Consider the following 20,967-nt stretch of genomic DNA (forward strand, 5'->3'; position numbering starts at 1 on the left):
AAAGCACTATCTATTTAATTAAATTATTTGAACCTAAAACTTTTCTATTTTTTTTAGTATAAATTTTGTGCTTTTAGCCAAAAGTAATAAAATTGTTTTTAGATAGTATAAAACTAGATAAAAAGATACAACATTGAAAGGAAAATATGAAAAAACAAGGAAAATATAAACTTCTAGCAAGTTTACCATTATCTATAGTTGGCATAGCACCTATTGCTATACTATCAGTAAGCTGTCAATCAGGGGAACAAGATAAACTAACCCAAGAACTTATAAAAAAAGAACAGCAACTTTCAAAGGAACAAGTTGAAAAAGATAAAGCTACCAATCAACTAAATTGAGCTAAAGAACAACTTCCAAAAAAAGATTTAGAAATAAAGAAATTAAAGGGTGAATTAGAAAAAGTAACTCCGCAAAATGATGATAAAAAAGTTTTCGAGACCAAAAAATATAACTTTAAAAACTATAATGCTGAATACACAGTAAATGAAACAAATGAAGCTGAAGCATTTTTTATTAAAGATGACAAGTCTAAGACACCTTATATTGACTTAGATCAGTTTATATCGATTTTAGATGGTTTATTTGACCAAAATCAATTAAGTTCATATGTTGAAAAAGATAAAAATACAAAAACATATTTTACAAAAAATCCAGATGGAACAATATCAAATAAATTAATTATTGACTGAGCCAAAAACACCATTCAATTAACAAGCACTAATTTCTTTTATGAAATTTTTAAACCACAACAATTAACTGATGGTGAGCAATTCCTAAAAACCGAATATGAATTATCACGCATCAAAGGTGATGAAGGCAAGCTTATCAACTTTGACTTGGGCAAATACAATATGGATATCTTATATAGTAATGATAAAGTATTACTTCCATTTTCAATATTCAATACCTTATTCATGAGTACAACATCAAACAATATTTACTTTAATGGTAAATCATTTACAAATGTAAGTGATGGACTTGATGCATTTGAAACTGCAAATGACGAGCTAAGAGAAAGAATAAGAAAGAATGATGATCTAAATGGTAATAAGGCTACAAAAGAAGAAAGAGAAGCAAACTTCAACCATTTATCATTTACAATGGACTACTTTTATGGCCTAAGAGAATATAAACAAATTAAATCTTTTGCAGACTATATTTCAAAAGAAGACAAAGAAAAATTATTATCAACTGACCCAAAAATATATAACAAAGCGTATATAAATATCTTCCATAAACAATTAAATGATTTGCACACAAGCCTAAATACTTTTTCGTATCGTGAAAAAGAATGAAATGCCGATATTTTTGACTCATTAAAAAGAAATGACTTTGGACAAAAATTGTTGAATGAGCAAGATACCTTAAGAAAATTAAGAAAGCTATTTAAAGAAAGATTTAATAAGGATGTTGAGGATATTGATACAAAAGATTTGATTAGATACCACGGCAATACAGCTATTGTAACCCTTCTTGAATTCAAAGATGGAACAAAGGATGAAATAAGTGATAAAGACAACGCATGAAAATATGATACATACTTCCTAATGAGACGTCTAATTGAAGAAGTTAAGAAGAGACCAGAAATTAAAAATATTGTATTAGATCTATCTTTAAATGGTGGCGGTAGCGTTTCTGCTATGGTTAGAACTTTAGGCTTTATGACCGATAAACCTATTTTAAACCGCGAACAAGATATTCTAAATAGAACAAATAGTTTAAGCAAATCAGAAGTTGACACCGATGGTGATGGTAAATACGAAAATGATGCTTATGATAAATACAATTGAAACTTGTTAGTTGGTGTAACTACGTTTAGTGCCGCAAACCAACTAGCAAGTATTGTTAAGGAAATGGGTATTGCTAAAATTATTGGTCAAAAATCTGGTGGTGGTATGTCAGCTATTATGTCAAACGTAATGCCAGATGGTACAACTATTACTATGAGTGGACCAAACAATGCTGTTTTTGGAATAGAAAACAAAGAAATAGAAAGTGGTGTTCCAACCGACATTGCAATCGAATACAAAGACTTCTATAATGATGAGGCAATTGACAAGGCTTTAACAAGCGCTAACTCAAAACAAAATTAATAATAATTAATAACATCGGCCAAAAAATTCCGGTGTTTTCTTAAAATGAAGAAATTATTGTAAAGAAGGAAAAAATATGAAAAAATCAGGAAAAGCTAAACTTTTAGCAAGCTTACTTCCATTATCAGCTATTGGTCTAGCACCAATTGCTATACTAACTGCAAGCTGTCAATCTGGACAAATCGATAAATTAAATAAAGAAATTCAAGAAAAAGAACAAAAAATTCAAGAATTACAAAAAGAAAAAAATAATACTAACGATGAATTAAATAAAATCAAAGATCAACTAAATGAGAAAAACGAAATAATAAATGATATTGAAAGAGAAAACAATATCAAGCCTCAAAATGATGACAAGGTTAACATTAGTTCTACCCCTCACAATTTCAAAAACTATAATCCTGAATATACAGCAGTTCAGGAATCAAATGTTGATGTTTATGAAATTAAGGACGATAAATCGAAGACAGCTTATGTTGATATTGATCAATTTTTAAGTGCTCTAACTGGCTTAATTGGCCCAGAACAATTTAGTTCATATGTTGATAAACAAAAGAATAGAAAAACTTATTACACAAGCAATCCTGATGGAACTATTTCAAACAAGTTGGTAATTGATTGAAATAAAAATACAATTTTTGTAACCACAACAGACTTCTTTTATGAAATATTAAGACCACAAGAATTAACAGATGGTGGAGAATTCACTAAATATGAATATGAAAGAATTCCAGAAAGTGATAAAGGTGTTACTTTCGATCTAGGTAAATATCATATGGATATCCTTTACAAAGATGGTAAAGTTTTAGTGCCATTTTCAGTATTTAACACTCTATTTATGAGCTGAACATTCAACAATATCTACTACAATGGAAAAACATTCACTAATGTTTTTGCTGGACTTGACTCATTTGGTAGAACTGAAGAAGAAGCAAGAAAAAGAATTAGAAAAGATAACGATCTCCACGGCAACAAACCAACCAAGGAAGAAAGAGAAGCAAACTTTAACCATTTATCATTTACAATGGACTACTTTTATGGCTTAAGAGAATATAAACAAATTAAATCTTTTGCAGACTATATCAAAAAAGAAGATAAAGAAAAACTTCTATCGACTGATCCTAAAAAATGAAATGAAGCATACATCAGTATTTTCCATAAGCAATTAAATGAATTACATACAAGAATGAACTCATTCTCATACTATGAAACAACTAATTATCTAGACCCTCTACAACTTAAACCAGAAGACTATGGTCAATATAGAATTGATTTCAATAAACAAAGAGCAGAATTGGTTAAAGGCTTTGAAGCATATTTCGAAAAGAAAATTGCAGACTTCAAACCTGAAGACTATGTAAAATTTGTTGGTAATACTGCTTTTGTTACCCTATTGCATTTTGAAGATGGAACTAAAGAACAAAACAAATCGCCAGAAGCTTGAAAACATGATACATATTACTTAATGCGCTATTTAATGGAACAAGTTAAAGAAAAGAAAGATATAAAAAACATTGTTCTAAACATTGCTATTAATGGTGGTGGTAGCGTTGGATCAATGGTTAAAACACTAGGTTTTATGACTGACAAACCAATTCTAAATCGTGAATTCGATATTTTGAATAGAGTAGGTAGTTTAAGTAAGGGCTTAGTTGATACTAATGGTGACGATAAATACGAAGGGGATGCATATACACAATACAATTGAAACATCCTAGTTGGTATAAATACATTTAGTGCTGCTAACCAATTGACAAGTATTGTTAAAGAAATGGGTATTGCTAAAATTATTGGTCAAAAAACTGGTGGCGGTATGTCAGCAATTATGCCTCTAGCTCTAAGCGATGGAACAACTATTACAATAAGTGGTCCAAATAATGCTACATTTGGCAAAGATAACAAGGAAATTGAAAGCGGTGTTCAACCAGACATCAAATTAGATTATAAAGATTTCTATAACTACGTTAAAATCGATCAAATGTTAAGCGCTCAAAATCAAAAACAAGACGAAAATAAACAATAATCATCCTTTCATTGTTAAAAGACATTAGCAATTGATGCTGATGATAATGTAGTAAATTTTGTGTAAATTTATTTCTTGCTTACTTTTTGAGTAAGAGATTTGGAATAGTAATCACACAAATCTAAATTTATTAGACAAAAATAACCAAATAACATAACTAAATCGGAGAGTTTAATCTCCTAAATGTTATTTGGTTATTTTAAATTATTATTACTCTTCTTCGAAAATTATTTGCAATTGGATTGGTTATAAACAGGAACTGTAGATAATTTTGTGTAAATTAATCTCTGGCTTGCTTTTTTTAGTAAGTGATTTAAAAATAGTAATTAACTCAATAACAATTTGATTGTTTCCTTTGAAAAATTTTTAACTAAATAAGAGCCAACAACCGCTAAGTCAACGCCACTTTCAAAACATTTTTTAATATTAAAGTCCTTAATACCACCATCAATTTCAATTATTATTTTCAATTTTTTTTGATCAATATATTTTCTAAGTTGTCTTACCTTTGCATAAGTAGATTCAATAAAACTCTGCCCGCCCTTGCCAGGATAGACACTCATGGCTAATATTAAATCTAAATCCTTGAGAAATGGTATAACTTTGCTTACATCTGTATCGGGATTAAAGGCTAAGCCGAGTTTTATGCCTTCCTTTTTTGCTAATTTAATAAGTTTTTTGAGCTCTATTTCATTTTCAAAAGCTTCATAATGAAATGTTAAAATAGCTCTAAATTCCTTAAATTTATGATAATAAGAAAAAACATCTTTAACCATTAAGTGAATATCCATATTATGCTTTGGACACTGATCAAATATTTTTTTAATTTCTTCATATGTTAAGGCCGTATTGGGTACAAATTGGGCATCCATAACATCGTAATGAACATTACTAACACCTCATTTAATCAATGAATTAACATAGGAAATTAGTTGATCACTTTTTACATCTAATATCGAAGGGCTTATTTGTCTATTATCCATTTTTTTCCACCTTAATATATTGGTTCTAACATACGCTTCATAAAGCTTTTATAATTTTCATATCTTTCTTCTTTAATAGTTCCACACTGAACGCGTCTTTTAACTTCACAATCCTCAATTCTTTCATGGTAGTGTCTACAACTTCTAAATTTGCAAAAAGGAGATGCTTCTCTAAAAGAATTAAAAGCAACAGGCATTTCATCAATTGTTAAATCAAACTCAATAGATGAAAACCCAGGAGTATCAATAATCTCGCCGCCATTAAAGTTAATTAAACTTACTTCTCTTGTTGTATGTTTACCACGGTTTAGCGCCTTTGAAATGGCTTGTGTTTCAAAATTTGTGCTAGCTAAATAATTTATTAGTGTCGTTTTTCCGACACCGGTTTGGCCCACAAAAAAACTAGTCTTATGTTTAAAAATTTCTCGCAAGCCTTCAAAACTAGCTTCATTTTCATAATTTATTTCAAATACCTTATAACCTTGTTCCTTGTAAAAATCTATCCTTGAAGCAGATGTTAGATCTTTCTTGGTTAAAACAATTATTGGTTCTACATTCTTGCTTTCAATAATAATAAGGAACTTATCAACTAATTGAGAACTAAATTCTGGTTCAACTAATGACATAACGACAATCGCTTGGTCAACATTAGCAATTTTGGGCCTAATAAAGAAATTTCTTCGTCCTAAAATATGATGAATCAATCCTTCTTTTTCAAATTCAACATTATCGCCGACGATAGGTTTCATATCAAGCAATCTAAGTTTTCCTGAACCTCTCACTCTATAAATTTGTTTATCTCCAAACGACTTAACATCATAAAAACCTGCTAACGACTTAATAATTTTCCCTTTTTCCATTTAACACCTTCACTTCTACTTTTTATAATATTCAACTAAATATACAATTAAATAAATTAATAATCCAAAAATTATTGAGGAACCCAGTGTTATCAAAACAATGTTTAGTACCTTGTGTGATTTCTTTTTTTTCTTTTGTTCATGATTTTCAAGATCAAGTCGCTTTTCCATGCTTGCTTGCGGTGTTAAACAATGATCTAGATCACTAATTATGTCCAAGCAATTTAAATAGCGATTTTGAGGATTTTTAGCTGTACATTTTATTATAATATTTTCAACAGCTTGCGGAATAGTTTTCCCAACACCTTCTAAAGGCGGTATTGTACCGTTTATTTGAAGCAGTAAAATAGATTGGGCATCAATCCCTTGATAAACAGGATGTCCTGAAAGCATTTCGTACAAAATCATACCAAAAGCATAGATATCGCTTTGAATTGAGGCTGGTTGACTTTTCAAGGGAATCTCAGGAGCTAAATATTGAACTGATCCAACTGTTTTATTATCAGCTGTAACTCGCAAACTATCCTCGTTAATTGATATCCCAAAATCAATTAATTTAACTCTATTGGTATCATTTTCAATAATTATATTACTTGGTTTTAAGTCTCGGTGGATAACATTAGATGAATGAATATCATACAATCCCCTGCATATCTCTCTCGCAATTCTTATTGCTTCATCAACAGGTATTTTTTTGTGTTTTGCAATTAATGCCTTGAGATTGGTTCCTTTGATTAATTCCATTGCATAATAAGATTCATCTGCGCTTACATAGTAGCCAATCATCTTGATTACATTCGGCGATTTAATTGTTTTCAAAACGTTGCACTCGTTCTGAAAGCGGATTTGATTAACTTGTTTTTTTGTTATATCTGGAACAGTGAGTATTTTAACTGCCATTCTCTTTTGTGTCTTCTTATAACAAGCAGAATAAACCTCACCATACCCCCCTTTTCCTATTAAGACAAAGTCCTCAAAGTGTTTATTTACATTTTCGTATCTATCCAATCTCTTCAACATAATTAAAGCTCCAATATCAATGCTGTTAAATTATCTCTTGATTGATTTTTCTTCGCAATATCAATCAATTTTTGAGCTTTTTTATCAAGGTTAAGTTTTTTATCTAAAAGGATTTGCTCAATTGTTGGTTTATCAACAAAATCATGTATTCCGTCCGATGTCAATAAAATATATTTAATTTCTTCACTGCTCTTCAATAAAAAACTATCACATTTCATATTCTTATTAGGTCCCAAACAACTAACTAACTTATTGGCATCAGGTAATAATTTAACAATATCCATATCTATTTTTTTGATTTCTGCAAGTTCATGTAAAACGTTTTGATCAATAGTTACTTGATGTAATAAGCCATTATATGCATATGTACGAGAATCACCAATATTAAATACATAAGTTTGTTTGTTTAAATTAAAAACTAGGGCAGCCGTTAAAGTTGTACCCATATCTTGATAATTTACAATATTTTTACTATTAACTATATCTTTAAGTGATTTTTTAATATAGCTTAGTGTGGTATTAAATCATTTATTTATATTTTTTCTATCATTAAATTGAATATTATCGTTAAAACTTTCTTGAAAATAGCTAACTAGTAATTCCACTGTTTTTTGTGAGCACAAGGCACCACCAAAATGACCCCCCATCCCATCACATAATATAGCTAATGTTCAATTATTTAAAAAACTGATTGATGCACAATCCTGGTTCTCGTTACGATATTTTCCTTTATCAGTTTTAATAACATATTTCATTTTTCTACTTTTTTTAAGCCTTTCTACCAGGTTCTGCTTTTTGTTTTACATCAATAATGTGAGAAAAATTTTGCTTGATAATTTCCTTAACTTTATTAGCGGTTTCTTCAATTGAATTATTAATAACAACATGTTGAAAAATCGAAGAAAGAATTATTTCTTCTCTTGCTTTATCTAATCTTTTTAAAATAAGGTCATATGTTTCAGTATTTCTATTTTCAATTCTTCTTTCCAATTCTGTTAATGATGGAGGCATTAAGAATATTGAACATATTTCACCTTCTCTACCTTCTTTACGATACTTATTAATAATTTGCAAGGCACCATTAGTTTCGATTTCTAAAAATGGGATTTTTCCTGAGGCACAAATATTTGCCACTTCTGAATTTAGTGTTCCATAATAATTATCAAAATGCTTTGAATATTCTAAAACCTTATCTTCCTTAATAAATGTTTCAAATGTATCAATTGGAACAAAATAATAATGAATACCATCAACTTCACCTTCTCTTGGCTCGCGGGTAGTAATTGAAACCGATAATTTTAATTTTAAGTCCTTATTATCAAACAAATATTTTTCAATTGTGCCCTTCCCAACACCAGAAGGTCCGGTAAAAATAATTAATTTTTTCTCCATGCTTTCTCCTTCACCTTTTTTTATTTTAGAATATTTAAAGTACTATTAGAATATTAATTATATTAATAATTAATTATATAAAAAATATTTACTTTATGTTTTCAATAAAGTAAATAAAAATTTTTCCATACTTCTTTTGTTTTACTACCTCATAATGATTATTTTTATATGTGAAATTATTCCAATCAGTTTCAATAATAATCTTTCCATTAGAATTTATCATATTATTTAGAGTTAATATATCAATGCATTTAACAAGCAATTCTTTTTCCCTAAAGGGCGGGTCCAAATAAACAAAGTCATATTTTTTATCCTTATTTTTGGACAAAAAAGATAATGCATCAGTATTAATAATTAACAAATTGCTTTCTTTAAGACTATTTTTATTCTCAATAATTATTTTATATGCTTCGTAGTCTTTTTCAACACATGTGGCATTTTTTGCTCCACGAGATAAGGCTTCAAGACAAAATGAACCAGATCCAGAAAACAAATCTAGAAACTCTCGACCTTCAATATTAAATTGAATTGAAGAAAAAATGCCCTCTTTTGCTCTATCAGTTGTTGGCCTTGTTGTCTTAGAGGAAGGTTGTTTTAATAATCTTGAACGGTATTTTCCGGCTATAATTCTTAACATACTAATAATTATAATAACTTTAAAATAAGAGTAAAATATTTAATATTGATTTATTAAATGCCTTAAAAAATATAATATTCAAAAACTGGAGGCTTATGTTAGAAGAAAAAAAGAAAAAACCTAGTGGAAAAAAATTTCTACTAGGTTTATCAATTTTTGCTATATCAGCAGGTTTTATTGCCACGGCTGGTTATTTTGGTTATAAAGCAGTTTTTGAGAAATTAGATGGTGGCGCTATTGATGAAGGGATTGTTCCGTTGCGAAATTCAGAAAATGATTTAAGCAAAACATCATTAAACGAAGATAATATCCCTTTTGAAATAAGAACAAGCGATGATGCCCTTATTTTTAATAGAAAAACAAGTAATTCATCAAGAGAACTTAATCCAAATTTTAAAGTGGGAAATTTAAGTTTTGTCGAAAAACCAATTGCTAGAACACCAAACGGAGAACCTGTCTATTATCTAGGAAAAGAAGGAATGCTTTTACTAAATAAAATATTTAAACAAAGGGCACTTTATGGTCCAGAAATAAACGCAATTAAAAGAATCAATATAAATGTGCCAAATGATGAATTGCAAGAAGATCGAACTAACGGGGCTTATTTTCCTGCAAATCGCGAAATGTACATCTTTGTAAATAAAATAGTTGAAAACAATCTAAAACTTTTGAATCAACCAGTAGAAAAAAGAATTGAAATTATTTTTGGTACTCTAATGCATGAATACACTCATCATATTGATAATATGTATAATAAATCAATAAAAAGGGGTGATGAACTTGCAAATAGTGATCTTATTGAATATGAGGGTGATCACAACTATTATCATATAGAAACAAATAATGCTAAATTTTTGAATGAATTTCGTAAAAATTTAAACTATGATAACACAAGAGATAATAAACTTTTGTTAAGAAATAGTCAAGATTTTCTGCATGACCAAGACCAATTACCAGTTTACAAGTTTTATAGTGCCAATGAACTTTTTAGGATAGCAAACGTTAAAATAACACCTCTTGAGGCTAAAAAATATGAACCCCTTGATTCTAGAAGGTTTTATTTCAATAATAATAAATATCAAAATGTTTCTTTTATTGAACCAACTAATTTGCAATCAATAAGATATCTTTTCTCATTTACTGAGCTTGTACCAAGAGAAATAATTAAGCTTTCGCTAGGGCCAAATGCTTGGTTTTATAACTCTAATCGAAGCCAATTTGAAAACTATTTTTATTTTCGAAAAAACAATCGAACTGGTGAATTAATTTTTAATGCTGCTGGTGATGATATCCTAAAAAATATCGCTATCTTGAGAAAAGGCAATTTTTCAAATTCAAATGAATTAGCTACATTTGCATCCAATTGAGTTTTTAAAGACCAACTAGAAAACTTCCGTTCAAGTATTTATAATATTAGAACAAATGAATATGAGCGTCCATTTGCAAATGTTGGTAACTCGCACCATAAAGGTTTATTTAAAGCTTATGTTGACCTAATGGGCTGAGGAGAACTTATAAGTTTTGCAAATTATAATATTCAAAATAACGATTCAAAGAATATTAATCTAGGTGGGTATTTTGAATTACCACAAAAAATTATTGAACAAAAGAAAAATAATCGTATCAAATCTAAACTAATTTTTGTAGACCTAAATGATAACAATAATACTCTGGAAATTGATTATAAATTGCAAAATTATAACCTTACAACGAAAAAGGTCTGAAATTCTATATACTATTTTGATATCAAAGATAACAAACAAAAAGATTACTATGATGAATCATGAGTATATCCAAAGTTATTTAAAGACAAATATCAATATGTTTCATATTTTGCTAAAAATATAGATAGGAATATTCTTAATAAGAAATTTAAAAATAAGAAGTTTGATGTTAAATTATGAGTTGACCTTGATAACAACGGCACATATGACCTGAATAAAAAGGATAATAAGGAAATTATTTCATTATTAAATGATAATGTATGAAATAATAGCGGCAAAAAATTCTATGCTAGATTTAAGAATAATAAGCGCCGCACCACAACATATCGAAATAACAGATCAAATTTTATAAACAATTTACAATATGAACTTTTTAGCATCAACCAAAACAATGAAACAAAAAAATATTACTATACAATTAAAAACTATTAAGCTAACTTTTGTTAGCTTTTATTTTTATTTAGGATATCAAGTATAATTTTTTTTATGAAAAAAATTAGATTAGTTTTAGCTGGAACCGCTGAATTTTCAAAAACAATATTTAAGTCATTAATAAAAGATGAACGTTTTGAAGTCTCTTGTCTAATTAGCCAGCCAAACAAAAAATTCGATAGAAACAAAAATGTATTACAAACCCCAATTGCGCAACTTGCTAATGAATTCAATATTAAACTCTACCAACCAGAAAAAATCAAAGATATCTATGAAGAACTAAAAGCAATTGACTTTGACTTTTTTATCACAGCATCATTCGGGCAATTTATTCCAAACAGCATTTTAAAATTACCAAATAAACTACCCTTAAATGTTCATGGCAGTTTATTAGAGAAATACCGTGGAGCTTCGCCAATACAATATACACTTTTAAACAATGATAATAAGGCCGGAATCTCTTTGATTGAAATGATTGATAAAATGGATGCAGGTGATATCTTGAAAACATTAGAAATTGAAATATCTGAACAAGACAGCGCTATTGAACTATTTGATAGACTAGGCTTAGAAACTTCAAAAGTAATTGGTAATTGGTTGCAACAAATTTACAATAATGATTTCACAAGAAAAATTCAAGATGAAAATCTAGTAACATTTGCTCCTAAAGTTCAAAATGAGGAAGCTGAAATTTTTGAAACATTAACCTGCCAAGAAGCACTAAATAAAATAAGGGCATTCAATGATCAGCCAGGCGCTTTCATAATTATTAATAATAAAAGGTTAAAAATTTATCGCGCGACAAAAAACAAAATCCAAACACCAATAAAAATAAAGTTTTCAGATGGTTATTTATATCTAATTGAATACCAATATGAAGGCAAGAAAAAAGTTAAACATGAATTTTAATTTTGAAAATTTTCTTGCTAAGCAAAAAGAACAAGAATATTGAAAAAAGATTGAAATTATATTAAAAAATGAAGATCTAGTACCATCAAAAAATAATGTTTTTAACGCTTTTACAAATTTTGATTTTAGTAATATAAAACTCATTATTTTAGGACAGGACCCTTATCCTACAAATGATAATGCCGACGGGCTTTGTTTTTCTTCAAAAAATAAAATAACGCCTGCGTCCTTGAAAAATATTTTTAAAGAAATCAAAAATTCCTATCCCCAAATTAAATTTAATAGCAATGATCTTACAAATTGAAAAAATCAAGGCGTCTTATTATTAAATACAATATTAACAACACTCAAAAACAAAACACAAGCTCACAAAAATCAAGGTTGAGAAATATTTAACTTAAATCTTATAAGAGAAATTCTTTCATATTATGATGGGATTTTATTTCTAGCCATGGGAATCGATGCTCAAAACTTTATTAAAACTCTAAATATTAAGGAAGAATATATATTTAAAACGGCGCACCCTTCGCCCCTATCTTGTTGGCGGGGTTTCTTTAATAGTAATATATTTAAAAGAATAAATGAAAAACTTATATCGCTAGGAAAGAATGAAATTGATTGAAGTACAAAATAATATATTTAAACTAAAAATGATTATAATTTAAGAATACTATTATGTAAATAGTATTTTTTTATTAATAAGGAGACTTTATGATATCGAATTGCGAAACAAAACGTAATGAAAATATGTTATTAAAAGTTGCTTATGAGGGACAAGAATTTTGTTCTTGCGTAGCAAAAACTCATTTGTTTATTAGCGAAAACTTTGATAAAAATATTGCTTATATTTATGTTTCAAAAGACATTAAGGATTACTACGGTTTTATAAAAGTGGTTGATCATATTATCAATGTAAAACGTAGAAGTTATCAGATTGATGTTTTATCATTTGCAAATCTTCCTTTTTTGACTGTCAAGGAAGTTTTAAGAGCGTTTATAACAAGAATGGAATTTCACGGAGCAAAATTATATTCTGCTAAACAAAAATGTGAAAATAAGAATGAAGAAGAAAAAAGCGAAATTAAACTAACACTTTTTCTTGAAGAAAATAGTTATGCTGAATATATTGAAAAATTAACGATAATTTCCAAAAATGTTTCAAAAACACGTAATCTGCAAATCACACCACCTAACATAGCGACAAGTGAGTGAATCGCCGATGAAGTTAAAAAGGATTTTGATGGAGTTGAAGGATTATCGATTAAAGTATTAAATAAGGCTGAAATTGAAGAACTAGGAATGGGTCTAATGTTAGCTGTTAATGCTGGTTCTTCATATGAGCCAAGAGTTGTTATTGCCGAATACAACGGAAATCCAAATAGCAAAGAAAAATTTGTCTATGTTGGCAAAGGTATAACTTTTGATACAGGTGGATATAACACCAAGGGTTACCATATGGATGGGATGAAATTTGATATGTCAGGTTCTGCCATCGTAGCCTACGCACTAAAATCAATTGCACGGCTAAAAATAAAAGCAAATGTAGCTGCAATCATGATGCTAACCGATAATGCTATCGATACCCATGGAACTCTACCTGAATCTGTTATTAAATCAATGAGTGGAAAGACTGTCGAAATTACTGATACAGATGCTGAAGGACGCTTAGTTTTAGCTGACGGAATTTACTATGGTGCCACAAAGCTAAATGCTTCTTTGATTGTTGATGTAGCAACTCTAACTGGCGCAATGTTAAGAGCACTAGGAAAAACATACTCAGGTATTTATTCTTCATGTGACAAAAGATGAGAAGAATTTGAGGAAGCAGCAGAGATAGCTCATGAAAAAGTTTGAAGACTTCCAATGCATGAAGAATTTCATAAAACCAATAAGTCATCACTAATTGCTGATTTAAATAATTACAATAATTCATCAAAGGCTGATTCCAATTCTGCTGCGATGTTTTTAAATGAATTTGCAAACAAAGTTGATTTTATTCACTGTGATGTTGCCGGAACTGCTGATGCAAAAAATATGGGCTTGGGGATCCTAGTTTCAACATTAGTTGAACTAGCTGAAAAGCAAAAATAGAAAGGTAATTTAAAACTATGGAACTAATTAAAAAAATTGATGAAAAACGTAATGATTTTCTATTGTTAAAAGCAGTCTTTAAGGGTGATAAATTACCAAAAAATCTTGTCGAAAAGGATTTTACAATTACAGAATTTCTTAGCGAAAATGTTGCTTATGTTTACATGGGAGAAAGAGAAAAAATCAATTATAATAATATTTTTGATTTTGCTAAATCATTAGCTACAAATGCTGCAAGAAATTATCAAATCGATGTCGCTACATTTCCTGTTGATAACAAAATATGTATCTATGACACTGTTGATGCATTTACAAAAGGAATAAATTTTTCAGCAGCCAAACTTTATAATAAAAAAACCATCTATAAAAAAGAAAATCATAACAATCTTTCACTATATTTGCAAAATCCTACAAGCGATTTAATAGCACACTTTAACAAGGCGGTGATTCTATCTGAAGCACAAAATTGAGCAAGAAATTTAGGCGTTACGCCTCCTAATGAACTAAACTCTGAACAACTAGCAATAATTGCACAAGAGGAACTAAGCCAATATCAAAATCTAAAGATAACAGTTTTAAACAAAAAACAAATTGAAAATCTAAACATGGGTCTGCTACTATCAGTTAATAGAGGTTCAATTTACGAGCCACGTGTTGTTATTATAGAATATAATGGTAACGAATTATCAAAAGAAAAAACCGTTTTGGTTGGTAAAGGTATTACATTCGACTCGGGTGGTTACAATATTAAAACCGGTCGCCATATGAATGGAATGAAATATGATATGGGCGGATCTGCTGTTGTAGCTGCCGTTATGAAAATAATTGCTCAAACTAAACCAAAAACTAATGTAGCGGCTATCATGTGCATTACCGATAATAGAATTAATGGTGACGCCTCACTTCCTGATTCAGTTTGAACTTCAATGAGCGGAAAGACTGTTGAGGTAAATAATACTGATGCCGAAGGTCGTTTAGTTATGGCTGATGGTTTATACTATGGTGCAACAAAACTAAAAGCTACAAGATTAATTGATGTTGCGACCTTAACTGGAGCAATGATTATGGCTTTAGGTGACACATACACCGGGGTATGATCAACAACTAAAAAGGGTTGAGAAGATACAAAAAATGCCGCAAAAATTCAACATGAATTAGTGTGAAGAATGCCACTTGATGATGAATATGCTGAATATATTAAAGGTTCAATTGTTGCAGATCTAAAAAATACAGATTTTACCGGAAATGCTGGTTCTTCTTCAGCAGCGATGTTTTTAAAAGAATTTACCAACGATATAGAATATATACACTTTGATATAGCAGGGACATGCGATATTAATGAAAAACCAATGTTTGCAATGGTTAAAACAATATCGGAACTAGTATCAAAATAACATAAATAAGGGTACTATAAAAAATTTTGTGTAAATTAATCTCTGGCTTACTTTTTAGTAAGTGATTTGAGAATAGTAATTACACAAAATTATCTACGATACCAAAATAATAAAAAAATTCAGATCCTTTTAATCTGAATTTTTTATGACTTATTTTTAGATTGATTATTAAAATAATCTTCCCAATAGTTAACGCCTAACCCAAAACTATATATATCTAGTGCTTGCGTTATATTTTCTTTTCTTGCTCCAATATATACCTTTCCATCGGCAGCGCTAAAATCAACTCTATATCTTTTAATACCAAGACGTTTTCTAACGCCTTCCTGTTCAAATGCAAATCTCGGATCGTCTGAATCAGTTACATAAAGAGCCTTTATTATCCCATCTTTATCAAAATCAGCTCCTCAAACATTTATAATGTGATTAATTGAAACGCTACCATATGTATGAGATATACCAATAGCCTTATTAGCTTCAATTTCTCGTCTAAGTCTATCTGAGAGTGGTTTTGCGTAGGCGCCATAACCAAAATGTCAACGGTCCGTTAATAAGTGTTTACCAAAAACGTCCTTAAAGAACCCAAGAAATCCAGATTTACCTTTTTCATAATTAATTTCTTGGTTGCGTTGTTGCCTATTAGAATAACCATAACCATTTATATAAGTATCAAAAATTTTATCTGGCCAAACAGTGCGCCCGACATAAAGTTTCTTAAAAATTTCAAATAATTGACTATGTTCTGTTTTTGTTTTTATATTATCATTATTAGCCTCAAGAAACTTATTAATTTCGCGAAAATCTATTTCATTATTTTTTCCTATTATTCCTTTTTGTGGATCATTTAAATACTTATTAATATAGTCCTTGTTTTGTATGCTTCAATAGTGAATAGCATTTGCTGCAACTACTGCAGCACAAAGTAAATTATCACCACGGTCAAAATCTTTATTGATATCAAATCATCCTTCTTCATTATCATTGTGAGCGTATCATCAGCTATCGATATCGTCGCTTGCGTTAATATAATGGAAAAATTTACTAAAATTAGGATTTACACCCTTTAAAAATAAAGTTTCAACTACACCTTCACTTTTTAGAAAATCACCTAACGGAGTATTCAATAGTTGTTGTGTTTTATCGTTTGGTGAAGGAATTTTTGGTAAATTTGGGACTTCTGACTTTGGGGCAGGAATTAATTCTAACTGCGGAATTTTCTTTGGTTCATCTGCTTTATTATTAATTGATGGTCCGAGCGGTATTTGTGGAATTATATTATTTTCTTTATTCTTTTTTATAGAGGGACCTAATTTAATTTGCGGAATAACATTAGTATTGTTACCTTTATTTTTAATAGTTGGATCCGGGATAATTTGCGGATTTTTTTCTTCTTTTTTCTTTTTATGCGGAGGAGTTAAAGGTTTTGAATCATTGATTCTTTTCTCAACATTATTTTCATTAGGATTATGCATATGTGTATTATTATGTGGTTGTTCAGAATCTGGTTTAGGGGATGGCTCCATAACATTTCTATTTTGACATGATAAAACAACAGACGACATAGATAAAGTCGGAATAATGCCTAAAGTTAATAAAAACAACTTCCTTTTACTCAATATTGAATACCTCATTTAAAATTAGTTTAACAAAGCAAAAAACATAATAAACGAGCCGATGTTTGTTGCTCCATTCAATATAATTTATACCATAGTTTTTTTTTTTTTTTTTGCATCTTTTGAAAAAAATTTACTCAAAAAGCATTTTGAAGCATAGAAAAAAATTCGGGTTTTTATTAATAACCCAAATTTTTATTGCTTATTTTTAGATAAATTCTTAAAGTATTGCTCTCAATATGTGGTTCCTAAACTAAAAGTGTAAATATCTAATGCCTCAGCTATATTTTCTTTTTTAGCACCGATAAAAACTTTCCCTTTTTGAGTATCAAAATTCACCTTGTATCTCTTAATACCAAGACGTTTTTTGATTCCGTCTTGTTCAAAGAAGGCTTCCTGATCATCTGAGTCAGTTACATAAAGGGCCTTAACTATCCCGTCTTTATCAAAATCAGCTCCCCAAACATTAACAATATGATTAACAACAACTGAACCATAGGTATGAGAGATAGCAAGTGCCTTATTTGATATTATTTCATTTCTTAATCTTTCGCTTAGATTCTTTGCACTATGCGCATTTCTAAATGACCATCTATTTGATAAAATATTACTTTTAAACACATCTTTAAAAAATCCTTTTCAGTTAGCTTTAAGACTCCAATTATTTGGATTATTTAACTGTTGTGATTTCGGTCCGATGCGAAAGTACGAATATCCATTTATTAATTCATCAAATAATTTAAATGGTGTAACAAAGCCCTTCCCAGTTCTTTTATCAACATTACCACCATAATCTTTTTTAATTCATTCAAAAAGTACGCTATTTTCTCTTGTAGTTCGAATTCCATCATTTCCCATATGATTAACAAAGGTATTCAAGTTGCGAAAATCAATTGTAATATCCTGCAATGAGTTTTTAAATGAAATTACTCCCTTTCTAGGATCTAGTAAATATTTATCTAAATATTGCCTATTTTGTTTAATTCAATAATGTAAAGCATTAACCACTACAATAGCACCACATAAAAAGTTATCGCCACGAGTAAATTCCTTATTGATATCAAATCATCCTTCTTCATTATCATTATGAGCATACCATCAGCTATCAACACCATCTTTTTGATTAACATAGTGAATAAATTTTGCAAAGTTAGGACTTACATCCTTTAAAAACAGAGTTTCCACAACCTCCTCGTTGTGTAAAAATTTGCCCAGTTCTGTTCCTTTGATTTGCTGTGTCCTATCATTACCCAATGTTTTTCGTGGTTTATGAGGCGGGCCTGGCTTTAGATCAGGTGGGACAGGAGTAGGTTTTGGTACTGGTTCTGGTTCAGGTTGAGGTTTTGGTTTTATGTCATCAATTTTTTGACATGACAAAACAATTGCTGGTATAGAAATTACTGATATAATCTCAAAAGTAAATAATGTTGATTTTTTATGCTTCAATTTGGAAAAACCTCCTTGAAAATGATGATTTCTTATGAACTATATTTTTACTATTGGTGCTATTTATTGAATTAAAGATAATTGTTCTTCTTGTTGAAAAATATTGGCAAGTAAATCTTTTATTTGTTCTCTTAAAGTAGTAAGTTTAGTTTTTCTATTATTTAATTCTAAACTTAGCTCCATATCTTCGCTATTTTGACTGTTTTTTTTCATTATTTGTTCTAATTGGTCATCAATATTCATTATAACAGAATTAGCAAGCGATAAATCCTTAAAAAGCGCTATTCTTTTATCTATTTGTTTCTTATATTCTTCAAATGTCTTAATTAAATTATCAATATCAAAGGAATTATTTTGTTCCTCTTTCTTTAATTCCATAAGTTGCATGATTTGTGTATCTATATTTTCTTTTTCATCTTCAAGTTCCATTATTTCCTGACGAGATTCAGAATAATTTGGATTATAAGTTAAAAGTTTAATAACTTCTGATTTTCTTTTTTCATCATTCTTTTTTATTTCCTCAAATTCCTTTATCAACTCTTGAAAAACAGATTCATTTTCTTTATCAAATTCTTTTTCTTCATTAAGATTTTTAATTTGTTCATTCGCTTCACTAATTTCGTTATTTAATTCATCTAATTCCTGATTAATAACATTTTTTAGTACTTGGCTCTTTTGATCAATTATTTTTTCATTTTCATTAATTTTCTTTTCTAATTTTTCTGCTTCAGGATTAGGCTTAATCATGTCTTTTGCATCATCCTTATTTGCATTATTGGATTCATTATTGCCTTCATTATCATTGCTTTGTGAATTATCTTGATTAGATCCAGAATCATCTGATTCTTCGCTATCACTGGCATCGGGATTATTAGGATCAAAATCCTTATCACTAGGATCATCACCATCATTTTCATCCGTTTTAGATTCATCTTCATGTATATCTGGTTTTTTTATTTCAGGGCTTGTTTCGGGGCTATTTTCACTTGAATTATTACCCTTGATATTCGGCATTATTCCCTCAGGAGTTTCAGGTTTTGGGCTATCGGTATTTTTTTCTAAACCTTTCGCATCGCTAATTTGCTTGTCTTTTTTATCAGTCATTTTTTCTAGCTTATTAGTTATGCCTTTACTACACGACATTACAACTATTGTTGTGAAAAATGGAACAGGCAAACTAGCTAGTGACAACAAGATTCTACTAGATCTTTTCATATTTTCCCCTTTTTAATTAATGTGCTTTTCAATATAATATATACCATAGTTTTTTTATTTTTTTTTGCAAAGTGTATCTACTTTATTAAAATTGTTATTTATTTAAAAATATTAAAATTTAATTTTCTATTCATTTATTTCTAAAATGTAAAACTCTATTTTTATTAGATCTTAGTAATATTAAAAAAATATAAATAATAAAATAAGATGATTATTAAATCATCTTATTAAATTCAGTAACCATTATAAGTATTTTTCAAGTTGTAATTGTTCTTGAGAAATTTTATCAATTAATTCTTTAATTTCCTTTCTTAATTCAAATAGCAAATTTTTCTTTTTTGTTAATTCATTTTTTAATTCTTCTTTATCAGGCATGTCATCCATTTTTTTCATTAGTTGTTCTATTTGATTGTCTATATCTACTATAAATGAATTGGCAATTGATAGATTTTTATACAAATCAATTTTTTTATCAATTTCTTTTTTATTATCTTCAAAGATTTTGACTAAATCATTAACACTTTTCTTGTCCACACTATCATCTTTTAAAAGCTCTTTTAGATCATTAATTTCTAAATCAGCATCTACTTTTTCTTGTTCCAAATCTTTTATCAAGTTAGAGAATTCTTGATCATTAGAATTATAAACTAGTAGTTTTTTAACTTCTTCTTGTCTTTTCTTAGCCTCTGATTTTATATCCATAAAATCTTTTATAAGTTTATCATAAGTTTCTACATTGCTCATATCAGAGGTTTTCTCTTCATTTAAATACTTAATTTGTTCTTCTGCATCTTCGATAGTTGCTTCTAAATCATTCAGTTCTGATTTGGAAATGGCTTTAAGTTCAACGATTTTTTTATCGATTTCATCTTCTTTAACCTTAATTTCATTTTGTATTTTTTGTGCTTCTGGACTAATTTTTGGTGTTATATCATCTTTTTCATCTGAGCCATTTTCCTTATTTTGATCATCTTTTTTATTGTCATCGCCAGGTTTATTTTTACCATCAATTTCTGGTTTCTTTTCTTGTCCTTTGCCTTCTTCTTTCTTCTTAGGATCTTCTGGTTTCTTTTCTTGTTCTTCTTTCTTTTTAGGATCTTCTGGTTTCTTTTCTTGTTCTTTGCCTTCTTCT

At 29.0% G+C, this 20,967-nt stretch carries 17 protein-coding genes; 7 read left to right on the forward strand and 10 right to left on the reverse strand.

What is annotated here, in order from left to right:
• The first annotated feature begins 146 nt into the window (after window positions 1-146).
• Window positions 147-2,096, forward strand: a complete 1,950-nt coding sequence (locus ACWXVM_RS02340) for a S41 family peptidase (protein ID WP_455994140.1) — start codon at window positions 147-149, stop codon at window positions 2,094-2,096.
• A 76-nt stretch (window positions 2,097-2,172) separates the two neighbouring features.
• Window positions 2,173-4,119 (forward strand): S41 family peptidase, encoded by a 1,947-nt coding sequence (locus ACWXVM_RS02345; RefSeq protein ID WP_455994142.1) that lies wholly within the window; start codon window positions 2,173-2,175, stop codon window positions 4,117-4,119.
• A gap of 326 nt (window positions 4,120-4,445) precedes the next feature.
• On the opposite strand, the gene ACWXVM_RS02350 is transcribed toward ACWXVM_RS02345, so the two are convergent.
• The 6 genes from ACWXVM_RS02350 to rsmD all read right to left on the reverse strand — a co-directional run bounded on the left by ACWXVM_RS02350 (window position 4,446) and on the right by rsmD (window position 9,011).
• Window positions 4,446-5,102 carry a ribulose-phosphate 3-epimerase gene (locus ACWXVM_RS02350; RefSeq protein WP_455994145.1) on the reverse strand — a complete coding sequence of 219 codons (657 nt, stop codon included), beginning with the start codon at window positions 5,100-5,102 and terminating at the stop codon, window positions 4,446-4,448.
• 11 nt (window positions 5,103-5,113) lie between these two features.
• On the reverse strand, window positions 5,114-5,962 hold the full coding sequence (gene rsgA / locus ACWXVM_RS02355; protein WP_438340566.1) for a ribosome small subunit-dependent GTPase A: 849 nt from the start codon (window positions 5,960-5,962) through the stop codon (window positions 5,114-5,116).
• A 15-nt stretch (window positions 5,963-5,977) separates the two neighbouring features.
• Window positions 5,978-6,982 (reverse strand): protein kinase domain-containing protein, encoded by a 1,005-nt coding sequence (locus ACWXVM_RS02360; RefSeq protein WP_438340565.1) that lies wholly within the window; start codon window positions 6,980-6,982, stop codon window positions 5,978-5,980.
• Between the two features lie 2 nt (window positions 6,983-6,984).
• The gene (locus tag ACWXVM_RS02365) at window positions 6,985-7,737 is read right to left on the reverse strand and encodes a PP2C family protein-serine/threonine phosphatase (RefSeq protein WP_455994147.1); all 753 of its coding nucleotides are present in this window, start codon (window positions 7,735-7,737) and stop codon (window positions 6,985-6,987) included.
• 13 nt (window positions 7,738-7,750) lie between these two features.
• The gene (gmk, locus tag ACWXVM_RS02370) at window positions 7,751-8,374 is read right to left on the reverse strand and encodes a guanylate kinase (RefSeq protein ID WP_438340563.1); all 624 of its coding nucleotides are present in this window, start codon (window positions 8,372-8,374) and stop codon (window positions 7,751-7,753) included.
• Between the two features lie 88 nt (window positions 8,375-8,462).
• On the reverse strand, window positions 8,463-9,011 hold the full coding sequence (gene rsmD, locus ACWXVM_RS02375; RefSeq protein ID WP_438340562.1) for a 16S rRNA (guanine(966)-N(2))-methyltransferase RsmD: 549 nt from the start codon (window positions 9,009-9,011) through the stop codon (window positions 8,463-8,465).
• A 95-nt stretch (window positions 9,012-9,106) separates the two neighbouring features.
• Here rsmD and ACWXVM_RS02380 point away from each other — a divergent pair, with 95 nt between their 5' ends.
• The 5 genes from ACWXVM_RS02380 to ACWXVM_RS02400 all read left to right on the forward strand — a co-directional run bounded on the left by ACWXVM_RS02380 (window position 9,107) and on the right by ACWXVM_RS02400 (window position 15,561).
• Window positions 9,107-11,167: an MYPU_1760 family metalloprotease gene (locus ACWXVM_RS02380; RefSeq protein WP_455994149.1), complete on the forward strand. Its 2,061-nt coding sequence runs from the start codon at window positions 9,107-9,109 to the stop codon at window positions 11,165-11,167.
• Between the two features lie 54 nt (window positions 11,168-11,221).
• The gene (locus ACWXVM_RS02385; RefSeq protein WP_455994150.1) at window positions 11,222-12,076 is read left to right on the forward strand and encodes a methionyl-tRNA formyltransferase; all 855 of its coding nucleotides are present in this window, start codon (window positions 11,222-11,224) and stop codon (window positions 12,074-12,076) included.
• Complete coding sequence (locus ACWXVM_RS02390; protein WP_444704958.1) at window positions 12,042-12,710, forward strand: uracil-DNA glycosylase; 669 nt, start codon at window positions 12,042-12,044, stop codon at window positions 12,708-12,710. Before ACWXVM_RS02385 ends, ACWXVM_RS02390 begins: the two co-directional genes overlap by 35 nt.
• Before the next feature lie 77 nt (window positions 12,711-12,787).
• Entirely contained in the window at window positions 12,788-14,167 is a 1,380-nt protein-coding gene (locus ACWXVM_RS02395; RefSeq protein WP_455994152.1) for a M17 family metallopeptidase, read from the forward strand.
• Between the two features lie 17 nt (window positions 14,168-14,184).
• Complete coding sequence (locus ACWXVM_RS02400; RefSeq protein WP_455994155.1) at window positions 14,185-15,561, forward strand: M17 family metallopeptidase; 1,377 nt, start codon at window positions 14,185-14,187, stop codon at window positions 15,559-15,561.
• Window positions 15,562-15,704: 143 nt separating this feature from the next.
• Here the strand turns inward: ACWXVM_RS02400 and ACWXVM_RS02405 are convergent, their stop codons facing one another.
• The 4 genes from ACWXVM_RS02405 to ACWXVM_RS02420 all read right to left on the reverse strand — a co-directional run.
• On the reverse strand, window positions 15,705-17,177 hold the full coding sequence (locus tag ACWXVM_RS02405; RefSeq protein WP_455994157.1) for an IdeS/Mac family cysteine endopeptidase: 1,473 nt from the start codon (window positions 17,175-17,177) through the stop codon (window positions 15,705-15,707).
• Window positions 17,178-17,369: 192 nt separating this feature from the next.
• Complete coding sequence (locus tag ACWXVM_RS02410; RefSeq protein ID WP_455994159.1) at window positions 17,370-18,620, reverse strand: IdeS/Mac family cysteine endopeptidase; 1,251 nt, start codon at window positions 18,618-18,620, stop codon at window positions 17,370-17,372.
• A gap of 63 nt (window positions 18,621-18,683) precedes the next feature.
• Complete coding sequence (locus ACWXVM_RS02415) at window positions 18,684-19,835, reverse strand: hypothetical protein (RefSeq protein ID WP_455994161.1); 1,152 nt, start codon at window positions 19,833-19,835, stop codon at window positions 18,684-18,686.
• Window positions 19,836-20,078: 243 nt separating this feature from the next.
• Window positions 20,079-20,967 (reverse strand): coiled-coil domain-containing protein (locus ACWXVM_RS02420; RefSeq protein WP_455994163.1); only part of this gene is annotated, 889 nt, incomplete at its 5' end.

It is taken from the genome of Mycoplasma sp. 2261, from assembly GCF_053851575.1.